10 protein-coding genes and 1 pseudogene are annotated in these 17,755 nt (G+C 69.6%); 6 read left to right on the forward strand and 5 right to left on the reverse strand.

Going from position 1 to position 17,755, the window contains the following annotated elements; genetic code table 11:
• Nucleotides 1–18: 18 nt before the first annotated feature.
• Nucleotides 19–282 (forward strand): annotated as a pseudogene (locus tag ACGFRF_RS36890) (AbfB domain-containing protein); the annotation flags it as partial.
• A gap of 472 nt (nt 283–754) precedes the next feature.
• Here ACGFRF_RS36890 and ACGFRF_RS36895 read toward each other — a convergent pair.
• A complete protein-coding gene (locus ACGFRF_RS36895; protein WP_393747722.1) occupies nt 755–4,030 on the reverse strand; it encodes a LamG-like jellyroll fold domain-containing protein in 3,276 nt (1,091 codons plus the stop codon).
• Between the two features lie 536 nt (nt 4,031–4,566).
• Here ACGFRF_RS36895 and ACGFRF_RS36900 point away from each other — a divergent pair.
• Complete coding sequence (locus tag ACGFRF_RS36900) at nt 4,567–5,691, forward strand: glycoside hydrolase family 43 protein (RefSeq protein WP_393747669.1); 1,125 nt, start codon at nt 4,567–4,569, stop codon at nt 5,689–5,691.
• Nucleotides 5,692–5,710: 19 nt separating this feature from the next.
• On the opposite strand, the gene ACGFRF_RS36905 is transcribed toward ACGFRF_RS36900, so the two are convergent.
• Both ACGFRF_RS36905 and ACGFRF_RS36910 read right to left on the reverse strand, forming a co-directional pair.
• Nucleotides 5,711–6,007, reverse strand: a complete 297-nt coding sequence (locus tag ACGFRF_RS36905) for a DUF6355 family natural product biosynthesis protein (RefSeq protein ID WP_393747671.1) — start codon at nt 6,005–6,007, stop codon at nt 5,711–5,713.
• Between the two features lie 371 nt (nt 6,008–6,378).
• Complete coding sequence (locus tag ACGFRF_RS36910) at nt 6,379–6,936, reverse strand: TetR/AcrR family transcriptional regulator (RefSeq protein ID WP_393747673.1); 558 nt, start codon at nt 6,934–6,936, stop codon at nt 6,379–6,381.
• A 73-nt stretch (nt 6,937–7,009) separates the two neighbouring features.
• On the opposite strand from ACGFRF_RS36910, the gene ACGFRF_RS36915 reads away from it, so the two are divergent.
• Entirely contained in the window at nt 7,010–8,176 is a 1,167-nt protein-coding gene (locus tag ACGFRF_RS36915; protein WP_393747674.1) for an FAD-dependent monooxygenase, read from the forward strand.
• A 424-nt stretch (nt 8,177–8,600) separates the two neighbouring features.
• Nucleotides 8,601–8,813: a hypothetical protein gene (locus ACGFRF_RS36920; RefSeq protein ID WP_393747676.1), complete on the forward strand. Its 213-nt coding sequence runs from the start codon at nt 8,601–8,603 to the stop codon at nt 8,811–8,813.
• Between the two features lie 203 nt (nt 8,814–9,016).
• On the opposite strand, the gene ACGFRF_RS36925 is transcribed toward ACGFRF_RS36920, so the two are convergent.
• Nucleotides 9,017–9,895, reverse strand: coding sequence for an aminoglycoside phosphotransferase family protein (locus ACGFRF_RS36925; protein ID WP_393747678.1), 879 nt, complete (start codon nt 9,893–9,895; stop codon nt 9,017–9,019).
• 310 nt (nt 9,896–10,205) lie between these two features.
• Here ACGFRF_RS36925 and ACGFRF_RS36930 point away from each other — a divergent pair, with 310 nt between their 5' ends.
• Both ACGFRF_RS36930 and ACGFRF_RS36935 read left to right on the forward strand, forming a co-directional pair.
• Nucleotides 10,206–10,481 carry a hypothetical protein gene (locus ACGFRF_RS36930; RefSeq protein ID WP_393747679.1) on the forward strand — a complete coding sequence of 92 codons (276 nt, stop codon included), beginning with the start codon at nt 10,206–10,208 and terminating at the stop codon, nt 10,479–10,481.
• Nucleotides 10,482–10,881: 400 nt separating this feature from the next.
• Nucleotides 10,882–12,597 (forward strand): Ig-like domain repeat protein, encoded by a 1,716-nt coding sequence (locus ACGFRF_RS36935; RefSeq protein WP_393747681.1) that lies wholly within the window; start codon nt 10,882–10,884, stop codon nt 12,595–12,597.
• 222 nt (nt 12,598–12,819) lie between these two features.
• On the opposite strand, the gene ACGFRF_RS36940 is transcribed toward ACGFRF_RS36935, so the two are convergent.
• Entirely contained in the window at nt 12,820–17,097 is a 4,278-nt protein-coding gene (locus ACGFRF_RS36940) for a discoidin domain-containing protein (RefSeq protein ID WP_393747683.1), read from the reverse strand.
• Between the last annotated feature and the right edge of the window lie 658 nt (nt 17,098–17,755).

The following is a 17,755-nucleotide window of genomic DNA, read 5'->3' on the forward strand; positions in this document are numbered from 1 at the left end:
GTTTTCGTCCGGCGCACCGGCGAGTACCTGCGTCACCGCGATTTCCGCGTCTACAAGGAGCCGGGCAGCGGCGACCTGTACCGGGCCGACGCCACGTTCTGCGCGGTCCGGGGCGCGAACGGGGGAGTGCGGCTGTCCGCCTACAACTTCCCCGAGCAGTACCTGCGCCACTACGACGCCCAGCTGGGGCTGGCCACCCCGGGCGGCACCCACAGCTGGGACGATCCCGCCCTCTTCACGCAGGACGCCACCTGGGCCGTGGAAGCGCCGTGGGCACCGTGACCGGCCGCCAGCCACCATGCCGGGTGGGCGGCGGCGTGAGGGGCGCCGCGGCCCACCCCGTCCGCGCATCGGCCGTCGGCTCGACGGCGGCCGATGCGGGGACAGCCCCGCCCGCGTCGAAGTGGAGTACCCGACGCCGCGCCACACATGGCTGCCGCCCATCTGGCCGCGGCCTCGAGAAGGCCGCGGCCTGGCGCGAAGTCCTCGCGGCACGGTGCCGGCGCGACCGTGCCGGACATCTGTCGGGCAGCTCGGCCGGACGCCCGCGGCGGAGGGCTGGCGCGCCGCCGAGGCGCCAAGCCGAGCACGCTCGTCCGTACCTGCCTGAGCACCTGGGCGAGGGGGCCGGCACGGAGGCCGGCCCCGGGCGGCTGCACCACCGGGTGCCGTGCCTGACCGGGCCTCCGCAGACGTAGGCGGTCCCGGCGGGATGACCTCTTCCTCCCACCGGGACCGCCTATGTCACCGCCTGCTACGGCTTCTCCTCGGCGTAGAGGGCGCTCACCTCCTCGGCGGTGAGCGCCTTGTCGTAGGCGTGGACCTCGTCCACCGCACCGTCCCAGAAGTCGGTCTTCACGCCGTCCCACTGGGCGCGGCCGACGGCGAGCGGACCGGTGCTCCCGTAGGCGGGTCCGCTCGTGGCGGTCGCGGCCGGCTTGCCGTCGACATACAGTTTGATCTCGTTGCTCGCGCCGTCACGCACGCCGACGAGGTGGTACCAGCGGCCCGATTCGGGCGTGACCTCCAGTCGGGCGCGCCGCTCGCCGGGTGTGCTGAAGGCGAACGCGCCATGGCCGTACTGCAGGTAGAACGGGCTGGCCTGGCGCCGGGTGTCCTGGCTGACCGCGGTGGCGTAGTTGCCGGGAAGCGAGTCGAGCGTCACCCAGGCGGAGACGGAGTAGCTGCCGGTGGTGTCGAGCACCGGGCCGTCCGTCTCGGCGTACTGCCCCTGACCGTCGAACTTCAGCGCGCTTCCGCTGACTCCCGGCGCCCAGGTGGTGCCCTCGGTGAGCGTCAGCGGCCTGCCGTTCGGGCCGTCGTCCTGCGCGGTGCCGCCCGTGCCCTCGTCGAGGGCCCAGTGCCCGCCGCCCTTCAGTTCGCTCCGTTCGCCCGCGGCGGCACCGGCCGCGATGACCTTCTCGTTGATCTCGCGGACCTTGACCGGGTCGACCTTGATCTCCCGGCGGTCGTAGGTGTAGAGCCCGTTGAGCTCGTTCTCCAGGTCGGTGATCTGCGTGTACACCGAACCGGAGAGTTCGGCGCCGGCCTGGTCGAGGTAGTACTTCTCGGTGTTCTCGACGTACTTGCGGGTCAGCGCCTCCTTGTCGGCGACGCCGCTGTAGATCACCGTCGGGGCGCCCGGCCACATGTGGCCCGGGGTGCGCAGGGTGAAGCCGCCGTGCTCGCCGTCCATGGCGGCCCGCTTCCCGTCGGGGAAGGGCGGGTCGGTGTTGGCGTAGTCGTGGTGGTCGACGATGTCGCCCTTGCCCGAGTCGCCCTTGGAGTTGCAGCAGTTGACACCGGTGTGGGCGTTGACGACACGGGAGGAGTCGGCGGCCTTGACGGACTCCGCGATGCGGCCGGTCGCCTCGCGGTTCCACTCGCCCCAGCCTTCGTTGAAGACGATCCAGCCGATCACGGAAGGCGCGTCGTGATGCTGCCGCATCATCTCCATGCCCTGGTCGACGAAGGCCTTCTGCCCGGTCCCGTCGGTGATGTCGCCGGAGACGAAGTCCTGCCAGACCAGCAGGCCGAGGCGGTCGGCGTGGTAGAACCAGCGCGGCGACTCCACCTTGATGTGCTTGCGGACGGCGTTGAAGCCGAGCTTCTTGTGCGCCTTCAGGTCGAACGCGAGAGCCTCGTCGCTGGGCGCGGTGTACAGCCCGTCGGGCCAGAAGCCCTGGTCCAGTGTGGCGAGGGAGAAGACCGGCCTTCCGTTGAGCACCAGCTTCGGGAAGCCCCCCACCTTCTCGACGGCCACCTTCCGCATGCCGAAGTAGCTGCCGACCTTGTCGCTGGACCTGCCGTCGGTGAGCTTGACGTCGAGGTCGTAGAGGTAGGGATCGTCCGGGCTCCACAGGTGCTGCTTCGCCACGGGCAGACGCAGTCGCTCGTTGGCCGGGCCGCTGACCGTGCCCACGACCTTGCCGCGGGCGTCACGGGCGACCGCCTCGACCCGCGCCTTCGAAGAGGCGTCGTCGGACTCGACCGTCAAGGCCAGACTGCTGCTGTCGATGTCCGGTGTGGTGACAACGTTATCGATGGACGTGTCGGCGACCGGCTCCATCCACACCGTCTGCCAGATGCCCGACGACTGGGTGTAGAAGATGCCGCCCGGGTTGGTGGACTGCTTGCCCATCGGCTGGTTGGCGCCACCTGTGTCGGTGACCGCGACCACGATCTCCTGCGGGCCGGTGGCCTTGAGCGCGTCGGTGATGTCGGCGGAGAAACCCGTGTAGCCGCCGGTGTGTTCGGCGACCTGCTTGCCGTTGACCCAGACCCGGGCCTGGTAGTCGACCGCGCCGAGATTGAGCTTCAGGCGGTTGCCCTTGCCGCTCCGGCCGACCTTCCAGTTCTTCGGCACCTCGACGAGCTTGCGGTAGAACATGTGGTCCTCGTGCCGCTCAAGCCCGGACAGCTGGGACTCGACCGGGAACGGCACGATGATCTTCTCGTCGAGATCCTTGCCGAACCGCGGCTGCTCACCGGCCTCGGCGGCACTGAACTGCCATGGGCCGTTGAGGTTCTTCCACTTGGCCCGCACCTGCTGCGGACGGGGGTACTCGGGTAGCGGATGGTTCTTGTCGAGCTGGTCGCCCCACGTGGTGGTGAGCCGGTGGGTGGAGGCGTTCTGCGCGGACCGGACGATCTTCGGGACGGTCTCGGTTCCGGCCTTGAGGCCGCCGTCGCCGTCGTAGGTGACCCGGACCTGCTGACCCTTCTGGATCGGCTCCGCCAGAGTGACGAGCAGGGAGGTGCGGTCACCCGGGTCGACCCCGACCGACCTGATCGGCAGGGCGGTCGTGTCCGCCTCGATCTTCAGGTGCTCCTTGACCGCCGCATACTCGCTCACCCGGTCCTCGAACCGGGCCCGCAGCCGTCGCCCGTCCCCGGCGACGGTCAGCTCCACGGGGTAGACCTCGAAGCCGTCCGGCGGCGTGAACGCCGACTCCGGCACCAGCTGCTTGGCCATCGTCGGGGTCGACCAGCGCAGGAACATGTTGGCCCCGCCGGTGTCCTGGAACATCTCCAGGCGGAAGTCGTGCTTCTCGCCTGCGGTGAGCCGGACCGCAGCGCTGGTCTGCTCCGAGTCCCAGTCGCCCACCCAGTGGTCGATGACCGGCTTGCCGTCGATGAAGAGCCGGAAGCCGTTGTCGCCGATGGCGTAGAAGGTGTAGTCACCGGTCGCCGGTGCCTCGATCCGACCCGTCCAGCGAGCCGTCGTGTGTTCCGTCCTCCCCGTCAGTTCCTGGAAGGTGCTGGTCAGTCCGGAGAAGTTGATCTGCGGATCGAGCAGGGTGCCACCGAGTGCGGCGAAGTCCCGGGCACCCGGCGCCGACATGCTGAAGTACTCGCCCTTCAGGCCGTGCAATTCCACCGCGGCCTTGTCGGCGGAGGGGGAGATCGTGCCGCCGACCTGTTCCGCGGCCGAAGCGGTGGACAGCAGCCCGCTCGTGGGCAGCATCAGAACAGCGGCTGTCAGCAGCGTCCACACCCTCGTTCGGGGGCGGGTACGCCCTCTCGTCATCCTTCTGCTTGTCATCGGATCCTTCCTTGCGCGGAGGGCGGTGCAACCTGTCGGGCGGCGTCGGGCGGGCGTCAGCGGCGGATGCCGCGTTCGTCCCGACGCGGCCGGTGGACGTGGCCCATGGCGCCGAGCAATGCGTCATGCCGTTGTGCTCTGGCTCTGGGCGGTACGTCGGTGGGCAGGGGAAACCGGGTCCTGACGAATCGGTTCTTGCAACGTTGGAAATCTGGTGCGCAGCGGCATGACAACACGTCACTCGCCGACTGTCCAGACCGCGCGCACGCACTCGGACCGAACCCTCCCGGAAGCTGCGGCGAAGAGGATCTTCGCGGTCACGGCGCCACGGTGGCCGCGAACGGCGTGGCCCGCACGGGCGGTTCGGCATGTCTTCGGGCCCGAGACATTGACATGTCCTGGGCTGCTCACGATGCTGGGTGAGCGCGCTCTTGCATCGATGTAAAAGCGTGGCGCGGACGGGGGGACGACACCCCTTCGTCGGCGCGGCGCCGAAGCGGAGGCCGACCATGGACGGGACCATGAAGTTTGCTCGCCGGCTCACCGGTGCCGCCGCCTGCGCACTGTCGGCCGTCCTCGCCGCCGTGCTCTGCCTGTCGTCCGCCGGACCCGCTCAGGCGGAGCAGACCGGTCTCAGGGCTGCCGACCCGAGCGTGCTGCGCGTCGGGAGCACCTACATCTCGGTGCAGTCGGCCGGCGGAGGCATCGCCGTGCGGCAGGCCGCGTCGACGGCTGCTCTGGCCTCGGCGCCCGCCCGCCAGGTCTGGTCGGACACCCGCAACCTCGGTGAGGTCTGGGCCCCGGAGATCGTGCGGGACGCCGGCCGCTACCACATCTACTTCTCGGCAGGTCGCGGATCGGCCCACCGGATGTACGAGATCAGCTCCGCGAACCCGGACAGCGGGTACACCGCCGAGACCGAACTGGCCCTGCCGGACGACAAGTGGGCCATCGACGGCACTCTGTTCACCTTCAACGGGCAGCGCTGGTTCGTCTGGTCCGGCTGGGCCGGCGACACCAACGTCGAGCAGAACCTCTACATCGCACGGATGAGCAGCCCGACCACGCCGACCGGCGCACGGTACATCATCTCCCAACCACGCGAGAGCTGGGAGCGGGTGGTCGGCAACCCGTTCATCAACGAGGCGCCCGAGGCCATCAAGGACCCGAACGGCCAACTGCACATCGTGTACTCCGCCAACGGCAGCTGGAGCGACCAGTACTGCCTGGCCGACCTCCGACTGCGAGCCGACGGCGATCCGACGTACGTATGGGACTGGTACAAGTCCAACGGCTGCCTCTTCGGCTCCCACCGCACCACCATGATGTCCGGCTGGGACCCGACGCTGTACGTCGACGGCCCCGGCCACCACAGCTTCGTGCTGCTCGACGGCGACATCGGCACCAGCCCGCCCGCCGGCCCCACGTTCCCCCTGATGTTCCACGCGGTGGCCAAGGGAACGCCGTACTCATGGGAGAACCGGTACTGGTACACCGGCTCCTTCTGCTGGTGGGGCAACACGACCTACAGCCGCGCCGATGTCCCCGGCCCGCACACCGACACCGGCTGGAGCCTCAAGTTCTTCGAGGCGACCGGCCGGGGGACCGGGGCCGTCCCCGATGGTCGGGGAGGCCCTGGTCGATGAGGGGAGTGAGCGCTGTCCGTCAGCAGGTACGGCCCGTGTAGTGGGCGCCTTGGATCTTGTCGGCGGCGCCCAGCCAGGACCTGCCCGGGCCCACGCACCGCTCGTAATCGGGCCCCCAGGCCACCTCGACCTTGACGACCACGTTGGAGCCGTCGCCGGTGCAGTGGTTGTAGTAGGCGTCGGATCCGGTCTCGTAGAAGCCGCACGGATAAGCGGCCGCCGGCGTCGCGGTGGCGGCACCGGCGCCGGCGCCGATGAAGCCGAGGGCGAGGGCGGCGGAGGTGAAGGTACTGGTCAGCAGATGACGGACACGCACGACGAACTCCTCGTGGAAGAACGGGGAAAGAAAGGCTGCTGCCGGGAAGGTCGCTGGTCCGGCCGCGCGCCTATGATCACGGGTCGTGGACGTCCCGTCCGGCACCCGCCCGCCGATTTCACCCGTCGAATCGTTCCCTCGCTAGGCCGACCGGATGACCTCTCCGGGGCCGGTGGTCACATGGCCCATCGGCCTGCCCGTCATCCTCCCCCGCGAGCCGTACGCCTCTCCCGTGTCGCGCTGCCGTGCACGACGGCCGGTCGGAACCGTGGGCGGCCTGGGGACAGGGCCTGTCTGACATCGCGTCATCGCCCGAAGAGCGGACGGGAACTGTCGGACAGGAAGGGCAGAGGGGAATTGTCGGGCAGGCCCTAGCGAAGGGCAGCGGCGACCAGGCCTTCGAGGGCCTCGCGCGGGACGTCGCCGCCGCTCACCAGCCGGTCGAAGACCAGTCCGTCGATACAGGTCAACAGGGTGTGCGTGCGGTTCTCGACATCCGTCACGCCGTGCGCGGCGAGGAACCGCCGGACGGCCTCGCGACCCGCGTTCTCGCGAGGGACGAGGATCTCACGCAGCTCCGGGGCGCGAACGCTCTCGACGGCGCAGGCGTAGCGGGCGAGCGAGCGGCGGCGGCCCTCGCCGCTGAGTCGTCGCCGGATGAGCAGCGCCATGCCGTCCACCAGTTCCTCGGCGGTGTGGAGGGCCGGAAGCTGCTCGGCCGTCGTCTGCAGTTCCGTCTGGTCGAGTTGGACCAGGCGCGTGACGAGTCCGGTGAGCAGCGCGGCCCGGGTGCGAAAGTACGCCGAGGTGGTGCCGGGCGGCATGGCTGCTCTGCTGTCGACCGCGCGGTGGGTCAGGCCGCGGATCCCTTCGTCGGCGAGTACGTCGAGAGCCGCGTCCGCGAGGAGAGTGCGCCGATCCGAAGCCATGGTTCCTTTCTACACCTGTAGAGCCTCCGATAAGATCATCCTTCTACAGATGTAGAAACGCTGGGGGTACGGCATGGGCAACACGGCAGTGGTCGTCGGAGGAGGCATCGGCGGGCTGGCCGCCGCGATCGGTCTGCGCCGCATCGGCTGGGAGGTGACGGTCGTAGAGCGTGCGTCCGTGCTCGACGACGCGGGGGCGGGCATCTCGCTGGCCGCGAACGGCTTGCGGGCATTGGACGAACTCGGCGTCGGTGAGGCGGTGCGGAAGGCCTCGCGGGGCCAGTACAGCGGCGGCACCCGCACACCAGAGGGTGGCTGGCTGGTCCGGATGGACGGCGCGCTGCTGGAGAAGGCGGTGGGCACCCCCATCATGGGCATACCCCGCTCCACCTTGCATCGGCTGCTGCGCGGCTGCCTGCCCGCCGAGACCCTGCTGATCGGCTCGGCAGCCGGCTCGGTCCAGCAGATCGACCACGGGACGGTCCGAGTCAGCTGCGGCGACACGATCCTGGACGCCGATCTGGTGGTGGCGGCCGACGGCATCGGCAGCAAGGTCCGCAGCCTTCTCTTCCCGGACCGTCCCGGCCCGGTCTACAGCGGCTCGACGGTGCTGCGCGCCGTCACCGAGCACGCGGTCGAACTGCGCACCGACTTCGAGCTGAGCTGGGGCCGAGGCGCCGAGTTCGGGCACATCGCCTTCCAGGACGGGCGGGCCGAGTGGCACGCCGTCCTCAACCTCCCCGCCGGAACCCGCTTCGCCGACCCACTGGCCGCACTGCGCCGACGGTTCCACACCTGGCACGACCCGATTCCCGCCCTGCTCGAAGCGACCCGGCTCCCCGCCGTACTGCATCACGACGTCAACGAACTCCGCACGCCGCTCCCCTCGTACAGGGTCGGCCGGATCGTGCTGCTCGGTGACGCGGCACACGCGATGACCCCCCACCTCGGACAGGGCGCCTGTCAGGCACTGGAGGACGCGGTCACCCTGGCTGCCGCGCTCGCCACCGAGCCCACCGTCGAATCCGCGCTCGCCCGGTACGACGCCGAGCGCCGGCCGCGCAGTCAGGCGGTCGCCCGAGCCGCCCGCCAGGCCGGGCGGATGGGGCAGCAGCTCACCCATCCTCTGGCCGTCGCCCTGCGGAACACGGCGATGCGGCTCACACCCTCCCGCGCCGCAACCCGCATGATCCTTCGGCACCACACCTGGGTCCCACCACAGCTCACGAGGTCGTCGTAGCGGGTGACGTCGGCCAGGCTGCCGGGGCGCTGCCAGATGTTGTGTCCTTGGGACCCGGGAAGTCCATGACCTGCTGGACGGCGCGTGCACGTTGGTCTTCCTGTTCATGAAGACCACGCACGGCGGCAACGCCCAGACCTCCTTGCAGCCCTTGGCCGGGTGGAGGCGAAATGCGTGGGGCCGCCCTCGCCCGGAGAACGCCGGAGACCTGGCTTGTTCCCTCGTCTTACCGTGCTCTTGTGTCCACGGGGTAGGGAAACGGACGGGTACGGCCGCTGACACGGAGCGAATGTGACATGCCAGAGCATGACAGCCACGACCGCGAGATCACCGTCCTGCACGGACAGATCGAGCAGCTGAGAGAGGCACTCACCTCTCACGCCACCGTCGACCAGGCGATCGGCGTCGTGATCGCTTCGCCGGCGTGCACCCCGACACCGGCAGGGAGATCCTCAAGGAGGTCTCGCAGCATACGAACACCACACTGCGGGAGCTGGCAGCGCACCTCGTGCAGTGGCCACGCAGCACCAGACTGCCCCAGGACATCCGCAGCGCCTTGGACGTTGCCGTGAAGAGCAGGACGTCCTCCGACGTACCGGCGCCGCAGCCACCCGACGACGACCTCGGCGGGCCCTGACCAGCCGTCCGTCCGTCCCATGGCGGCTCCAGCACGGGGAGGCGCCTACGCGCACGCTACGGACAAGCCGTGAGAGCGTCGATCGCCTGCTGCCACAACTGGCAGACGTCCAGCGCTTCCTCGGACGCCGCCTCTCATGGTGTACGGCCGGTCGTCGAGGGACGGCCGAGGCACTGATACAACTCCGTCCTGACCGCCGACCGCTACTCCAGCACCGCACGGAAGGCGCGCTCGCCGATGCCGCGCATCAGCGGGTTGTCCGCCGAGTGCGTCAGGAAGACCAGGGACAGGGCAAGCGCCCACCCGCGGGCCCGTTCCCAGGTCGCGTCGTCTGCGCGGCCGTACGCCTGCCTGAGTGCAGCCCGCTGCTCCGCAGTGAACAGCATCCAGGCCACGGACAGGTCGGTGGCGGGATCGCCGGAGGTGATGTCACCGAAGTCGATCACGGCGCTGATCCGGCCGCGGTCGACCAGGACGTTGGCCGGGTGCAGATCCCCATGGAGCCACAGCGGCGGCCCGTCCCAAGCGGGCGTGACGGCAGCCGTTTCCCAGACCCGCAGTGCGGTGGCGCGGTCGGCCGAGTCGACGTGCGCCAGCGCCGTCAGGACACCCTCGGCTCGTCCGGCCAGCGGGATCCCGCGAAACGGGTTGACAGGCGCTTCCGAAGGAGCCGGGGTGTGCAGTGCGTCCAGGAAACCGCCGAGTTCCGCCGCGGCCGACCAGAGGTCGTCGGGCTCCGATCGCGCCGCGATCCGGCCCGGGAAGAACGGCACGACGCTCCAGGACCACGGGTACTGAGCCGTCGGCTGCCCGACCCGTACCGGCGTCGGCACCGGCAACGGCAGACGGCCGGCCAATTTCGGCAACCACCGCTGCTCGTGCGCGACGAGCTCGGCGGCCATGGCACGCCGCGGCAACCGGACGAGGAACTCCTCGCCAAGCCGACACACGAGGTTGTCCCATCCGTTGGCCAGCACCTCGACCGGCAGGTGCGCAAGGTCGGGGTGCTGCTCGTCGAGCAGACGGCGCACCAGCTCGACGGAGACGGAGACCTCCTCGGCGGGCATTCGCTGAACTGTCACATCGAGAACCCTACGGCTACAGTTCGGCGCGCTTGGAGGCCGAAGAGGGAAACGACTGCGCCTCGCAGGGCGATCACCGATGAGTCACCCGGCCCATCGGACGGGGCCTGACCGCACGGTCCTCAACGCGACGCGGAAACTGCGTCTGCCCGAATCAGGGACGGGTGGTGTCAGTGACCGCGGCTAACGTGCGCGCATGTTCTCATCACTGCCCGATGGGCTTCCACCAGGCCGTCGCCTTCCCGAAGCCGTCCGAGGCGACGTCCCACCACCGCGCATGTGGCTGTCCGAGGAACCAGTTTCGGATCCCGTGGGGTCGTGGACGCACTGCGAGAGCGCACGGCAGGAAACCGGACTGTGGCCACTGCTCGTCTCCACCCCATACGGACCTGGGCGGCCCACCGCCCTCGCGGCCGTCGACACCCTGGACCTTCACGCCGTTACCAAGCGCGAGGGCAGCGGACTATGGGTCTACGAGGCCCCTGTCAAACGCCCCGCCGCAGTCGGCCCCGAGCGGCTACGCGACCCGCTGCGCCGGTTCGCGGCTCGCCTGTACGACGACCCGGACCACGTGCTGGACCCCTGAACCCGCTCCATAGCCCTCCGTCTTGGCCGGCGAACCGGGTTGCGGTGACGATAGAGGGGGCGCGCAGCTGCGCAGATTTGTGAAGAATCGGCAGAACGACCGGTACAGCCCCGGCGCACGACCTGCTGCAGCTTTTGCCCCTCCTGGTCAGTCAGCCGGCACACGCGCACAGGCAGTTGCTGCTTAGGGCCCCCTGGGGCGGGAGGCCCTGTCCGCTAGGAGAGTTTGACCGCCACCCGGCACGGGCGGATGCCGAGGGGTCCCGGACAACGGCGTTCGAGGCGGCCCCCCGGTCTTCGTCGCGCCCCCTTGCCCACACGATCTTCACGGCTGTTTCATGGGCGGCACAGGCGTTTCCGCGAGCTCGGGAGACGCTCGATTCAGCCTATGGGGGGCACAGTTGAACACTGCACACCATCCCAGACGCCTGGCGGCGACCGCCCTCGCCGCCGCTCTCGCCGGAACCGGCCTGACCGTCGCCGCCGCGCCCGCGGCGCACGCCGCCGCCTCCGACGCCGTGATCAAGCTGCCGATCACCACGTACTCGGCGCTGGCGGTCGACGACGTGCACGAGCGCGTGTACGTCGCGGACTCCGCCCTAGGCAGCTACTACAACAGCGGCACCATCGCGGTGTACACCTTCCAGGGCGAGCGAGTCACCACGATCACCACCCAGCAGCACGTCTCCGGCCTCGCGCTCAGCGCCGACGGCTCCACCCTGTACGCCGGGGAGCGCGAGTGGATCCGCGCGTACGACACCACCACCCACCAGCTGACCGGTTCCACCGGCGCGTCCCTGGACACCTGCGGGCGCAGCCTGGCCTTCTCCGGCGGCCGGCTGTACTTCACCACGCCGTACGCGTCCTACGCCACCCAGTGCGAGTCCTCGCTGACGTACGTGGACGCCCTGACCGGGCGCACCGGCTGGAACGACTACGGCAGGCTCCAGCTGGAGGCCGGCCCGGGTGACCGGATGCTGATGGGTCAGCCGCTCAACGCGCAGGCGCCCGACCCGTTCCTGACGGTGTTCGACACCAGCAGCGGAACCCTGGTGCGCAACGCGGCCCGGCGCTTCGCCGACCGTGACGGCAAGGGCGCACTGAACCTGAAGGACATGGCGTTCTCCGCGGACGGCAGCAAGGTCGCCGTCGCGGACGCCTCCTACGGCACGCGGCTGCTGAACACCACCGATCTGTCGGATGCGACGACCGGCTACTCGGCGCTGCCGGCCGGTGCCGGCGCCTCGGCCGTGGCGTTCAGCGGCGACGGGAAGTACCTGGCCCGTGGAGCGGCGGCCTCGGGCGCGACGCCGGACCTGTTGCTGTCGCCCGCCGACCCGGCCGACTCCACCGCGCCGCTGGAGTTCGTCTTCGAGGGCAGCCTGGACGGCGACCGGGTCGCGCCGCGCGGCCTGCGGTGGGCGGCGGACGGTTCCCGGCTGTTCGCGGTGACCACCAACACCACGGGCGGTCAGTACTGGCTGCACATCATCCAGCCGCCCGCCGTCCAGTACGACACCCGTTTCACCGGTGGCCTCACGCACAGCCCGGCCCAGGCGGTCGCCGGCGAGCCGCTGGCCGTGCGCGGGAGGCTGGAGACCGACGGCCCGGCCCCCGCCGAGCCGCTGAAGGTGACGGCGATGCGTACCGACGCGAAGGGCACCCACCAGCTGGGCACCGCGACCGTCGAGGAGGACGGCACCTTCACGGTCCTCGACGAGCCCGGTCTGGTCGGCGAGGCCACCTACACCGTCTCCTTCCTCGGCGACCTGACCCACCGCCCCGCCGAGGACCTCACCACCACGGTGTCCGTGGCCAAGGCGCCTACGTCGATCGCGCTCACCGCCCCGGCGGAGGCCACCCTCGACGGTGTGACGATCACCGGTAGGTTCACGGCGCAGGGCAGGACGCTGCCGGAGCGTGCCACGCTGAAGGTGGAGCGCACGGACCGCCTCGGCAGCGGGGTGCTCAGCTCGGTGACCGTGGCCGCCGACGGCACCTTCACGATCAACGACATCCCGCGCACCCGGCGGGAGGTGACCTACACGGTCAGCTGGCCCGGCGACGACCTGCACCTGTCCTCGACCGCGTCGGCGACGGTGTACGTCAGGCGCTGAGCCCCCGGTCCTGCCCGGCCCTCCCGGCACCGGGTGGGGCACTCGTGACGGCGGGTCTCGGCCTCGGCCAGGCCCGCCACCGGCCGTCTCAACGTTCTCGCCGGTCTCCGGCCTTCTGCCGGACAACGTGCCGGGATCGTGACGAGACGCATCACAGGCGGGGGCCGCCCGCACGAGGAGCGACCCCCACCCACCGCACGGACGCAACCGTGCGGACGGCCCCTACTCGATGTTGATCTTGAACGTGCTGGTCTTGTTGCGGATGTCCTCGGCGTTGCCGCTCATCCGCAGGTTACGGAAGGTGGCTTCACCGACCGCCGGCCCCTGGCCGGGTTCCGGCAGTTCGTTGGCCCAGATACCGAAACCGGACTTGGCGTCGAACGCGTCTCCGCTCTTCCGGGAATCGGTGATGGAGATGTCGGTGAAGAGGGTGTCCTTCACCGGGTACTGCGGCTGGCCGCCGACGTAGTTGGTCTGGAACATCACGCCTCCGTAGGTGGAGTCGTCGATGTCGACGTTGTCGACGCGGATGCCCTGGAAGACCTTGGACGCGGAGAACGCCCAGATGGCCGGGAAGACCTGCGAGCCCCAGAAGTGGCCGCCTGTCCGTTCCAGGGAGACGTTCTCGATCGTGGTGGGCTCGGTCCCGAAGCCGTTCATCGGGTAGCCGAAGTCCAGCGAGGAGATCGTGATCCCGGAGTACACCAGGGTGTCGGCGACGCGGATGTTGCGGAAGGTGTTGTTGTAGCCGCCGTAGACGGCCACACCCGCCGCGCGCCAGGTGAGCGTCGAGGTGAGGTTCTCGTAGAGGTTGTTCTTCTCGTCGGCGCCACCGGCGTCGATCGCCGAGAAGAGCGCGAAGCTGTCGTCACCGGTGGCCCGGGCGTCGTTGTTGACCACGTGGTTGTCCGTCGACCCGTTGGTCATGTTGATGCCGTCGGCGAACATGTCCCGGATGCGGGAGTTCTTGATGGTCATGTAGTCGGTGTTGGCGCCCCAGTAGAGGCAGACCATGTGCTCGACCCAGATGTCGTCGATGGTGATGTCGGAGACGTTGGAGAAGTCGAACACCTTGCCCGGGCCGTCGATCCGTGACGTGTAGTTGCCGAAGTAGGCGAAGCCCGTGAAGGAGGAGCCCTTGGCGCTCGCCTCGGCCCGGAAGCCGACGTCGGTGTTCTCCTGCGAGGACGGTGCGTGGAAGCGTGTGAACCACGGCCCGGCTCCGAGGACCTTCACCGCCTTGCCGTAGACCTGGAACTTGCTGGAGGTCTCGTAGTCGCCGGCGGGCAGATAGACGCCGACGAGCTTGCCCGTCGTGTCCATGCGCACCTTGTCGAGGGCGTTCTGCACGTCCTGGTGCGAGAAGCCGGCCGGGACCGTGTAGGCGGCCGGGTCCGGGTTCGGGACCGCTGTCGCCTGCTCGGTGTTGATGAAGTCGATGGCGTAGCTGGAGGTGTTGGCCGCGTCCTTCTGCAGCCGGATCCTCGAACCTGCCGGAACGGTCTTGCCGAGCAGCAGGTTCGCCTCGTCGTAGATGTGCCGCGGCGCACCGGAGCCGGGGGAGTTGCCGGGTGAGGTCTCGTTGCCGTAGAGCCAGGCGTACTTCGAGGTGAGGTCGATCGCCTTGAGGAACTGTCCGTCCACGTAGACGTTGAGCGTCGTGTTGGTGCCGTCCGGGACGGAGAAGCGGGTGACGAGGGTGTTGGTCGCGGCTCGGGTGGTCCACTCGACGTACTGGCCGGTTCCGGTCAGGGTGACGGCCTTGCGGCCGCTTGCCTCGCCGGCGAGGTCGCCGACGGTCCGGTTGGGACCGACGGTCTTGGCGCCGCCGCCGACGGTGCCGTCCTCGGCCTCGTACATGTCGTACGGCATGTCCGCCCCGCGGCCGACGAACAGGGGCTGCGTCGTGGTGTTGTTCGCCCGCTTCACCGGCACCTCGTTGGCGTCGTCGGCGATGACCGTCTTGACCGTGTACTTGCCGTTGCCGGCCGTCCACGAGCCGAGGCTGACCGGGGCGGTCGTCTGCCCGGCCGCGATGGTGCCGTTGTAGGCGCCGCTGAGCGTCTTCACGGTGGCGCCCTTGGCGTCCTGGATCGTGAGCGTCACATTGTGGGCGCCGGAGGCGGAGTCCGTCGTTCCCTGGTTCTTGACGGCGACGGTGAACTTGACCTCGTCACCGGCCGAGGCGCTGGAGGGGCTCCAGGCCACCGGCGCGGCGAGCAGGTCGGAACTGGCCACGGGCTTGACGACGAGGGATTCCGAGCGGGTGAAGACGTTGTTCGCCTCGTTCTGCTCGATGACCTTGTTCGCCGGGTCGACCTGGGCGCCGACCGGGTAGCTGCCCGCGTCCCGGGTCCCGATGCTCGCCGTGACGGTCTTCGACTCGCCGGCCGCGAGGGCGGGGACGTCGGCGGTGGCGGCCTTCGTGCCGCCCAGCGTGAAGTCGACAGTGGTGGCCGTCGCCGGTTTGCTGCCGCTGTTGGTGACGGTCGCCGCGAGGCTGATGGTGTCCGACTCGACCGGGGCGGCCGGCGTGCTGGTGATGCCGGTGACCTTGAGGTCGGGGTTGGCGGCCGGGGTGCCGATCACCTCGAACTCGGCCGCCTGCGCGCCCGGCGCCCCGGTGTTCTTGGTGAACTTCAGCTGGATGTCCGCGGCGGAGCCGGAGACCGGGATGGTCACCGTGTTGCCGCTGCTGGGGGAGAAGGTGTAGTCCTTCGCCGCCGCCAGGCTCGTGAAGGACGTAGCGTCCTGGTCGCGGCCGAGCACCTGGATGTTCTGGGTGCGCGTGGACCAGGCGGCGTCCGGGTTGAGCTTGACGACGACCTGGCTGAGGTCGGCGTTGGCACCCAGCTTGGTGGTGAGGGTGGCCGGGTAGGCACCGCCCGCGCTCTCCCAATAGGTGCCGACCTGGCCGTCGTTGGCGTTGGCGGCGAGGTAGGTGAAGGTGTCGGAGGAGGCCACGATGGGCTTGCCCTGGGCGAGGTTGGATCCGGGGCCGCCGGGCGACCCGGGCCGTGTGACGCTGTTGCTCGGCACCGATATGTTGCCGGCCGCGTCCTTCGCCTTCACGTAGTAGGTGACGGTGGAGGAAGCCGGCGGGCTGTCGGTGTACGTCGTGACGTCGCCCGCGACGGACTGGACGAGCCGGTCGTTGGCGTAGACGTCGTAGCCGGTGACCTTGACGTTGTCGCTCGACGCCTGCCACGTGAGTTTCACGTCGCCGCCGGACTGCGTGTAGGCGAGGTTGCCGGGGGCGGTGGGAGCCTGGACATCGCCGCCCGATCCCTTGCGGGTGACGCTGTTGCTGTTGGCGGAGACGTTGCCCGCGGCGTCTTTGGCCCGGACGAAGTAGGTGATGTCGCTTCCGGCAGGCTGGGTGTCGGTGTAGGTGAGGACGTTCCCGGCGACGCTCGCCCGTAGCTGGCCGTTGGCATAGACGTCATAGCCGGTGACGCCAGTGTCGTCGCCGGCCGCGTTCCAGGTGAGCTTGATCTGCCCGGTGGCGGGCTCGGTGTAGCTCAGGTTGGTGGGGGCGGTGGGGGCCTGGGTGTCGCCGGTCGCCGGCCCGTACACCTCCAGCTCGGACAACTGCCCTGCGGGCCAGCCCGTGTTGGCGGTGAACAGCGCGCGCACGTACCGCGTCGTGGTGGTGTCGAAGCTGATGGTCGCCGACTGGTCGTTGCCGCTGTCGAAGGTGTACGCCTTCGACGCCGTCAGGTCGGTGAAGTTCTGGTTGTCGGTCGAGCCCTGGAGCTTGAGCGTCTGGCTGCGGGCCGGCCATCCGCTGGGCAGCCGCAGCGTCACCTGGTTGACCTTGACCGAGGAGCCGAGATCGACCTGGACCCATTGCGGGAAGGCGTTGTTCCTGCTCTCCCAGTAGGTCGCGCGGTTGCCGTCGCCGGCGTTGGCAGCGCCGTACACGTCCGCATGCCCGCTCTCGCTGAAGGGCTTGCCCTGTGCGAGGTTGGGCGTCGAGGCGTCGGCCGTGAGCACCTGCATCTCGGCCAGCTGCGCGGTGCCGGTGACCGAGTTGCCGCTGAAATCGGCCCTCACGTAGCGAGCGAGGGTCGCGGGGAAGGAGATCCGTACCGTGTTGCCATTGCCGGGGCTGAACACGTACTGCGCCGACGGCTTGAGCGTGGCGAAGCTCTTGCCGTCGGCGCTGCCCTGCAGTGCGAGCGTCTGCTTGCGGCTCTGCCAGCGCACGGGCAGCCGCAGTACCACCTGGCGGACGCGCTCGGACTTTCCGAGGTCGGTCTGCACCCACTGCGCCGACTTGTCCGAGGCTTGCCAATAAGTGCCGATGTCGCCGTCGCTGACGTTGGCGGCAGCGTGCGTGCCGAGCGTGCTGCCCGCCCTCGTCGCGGCGCCGGCGGCGGTGTTCGGGCCGCCGGCCGCATGCGCGTCAAGGGCCGGTAGCCCGAGAACCATGACAGTGGAGGCCAGCGCGGCGGTGGCCGTGCGCCGTCTCCAGCGGATCGGTTGGTGTCGAGTCATACGGGTCACTCCCTGCGGAGGCTCACGCACCCCAAGGGGCCACGTGAGGGCGGCTCAGTTCGGGCAGTGCGGTGGTGCGTTACGAGATGACGGCAGGGACCGTCCGTCCGGGGCACAGCTGCACCGGCTTCTTCCGCCACTGCCGGAAAGCGGGCCCGGCCATGCGTCACTGGCGCCGGGCACAGCGCGCGAAAGAGGCTTGTGCGCAGCTTCTTGCGTTTATTAATCGTAATATTGCAGCGCAATCGCGAGTTCGTCCACGGTTGCGACAGCACGAGTTTCACCGGTCACAGGCGTTCCCGGCGTGTGCAGCAGGTGCCGCGCGCGGGGCGTCGACGCCCGTCCCTCCCCGATCACCCACGCCCGCACCCTCCCGCTGCTCGTAGGGCGGGCACAGGTCGTCCCTGGGCGACCAAGGAGCTTGCGCCGAAGTCGCCATTTGCGCAAGTGTTGTTAGCTTTTTGCGTTGACCTTGCGTCACGACGCGACGACTTGCACAGGCAGCAGCCGAGGTCGGTGTCAGCGAAGCGACGGTCTGCGGCGGGGGCCGTACGACGGGGCGACCCGTCGCGGCCTCGTCTCGGATTCGTCACAGCCCACGGCCCCCGTCCTACCTGCGCATAGGGTGGAGCCGGTAAGTCCGCCACCGTGAGAGGTC

The organism is Streptomyces sp. NPDC048521 (genome assembly GCF_043199855.1).
Lineage (GTDB): Bacteria > Actinomycetota > Actinomycetes > Streptomycetales > Streptomycetaceae > Streptomyces.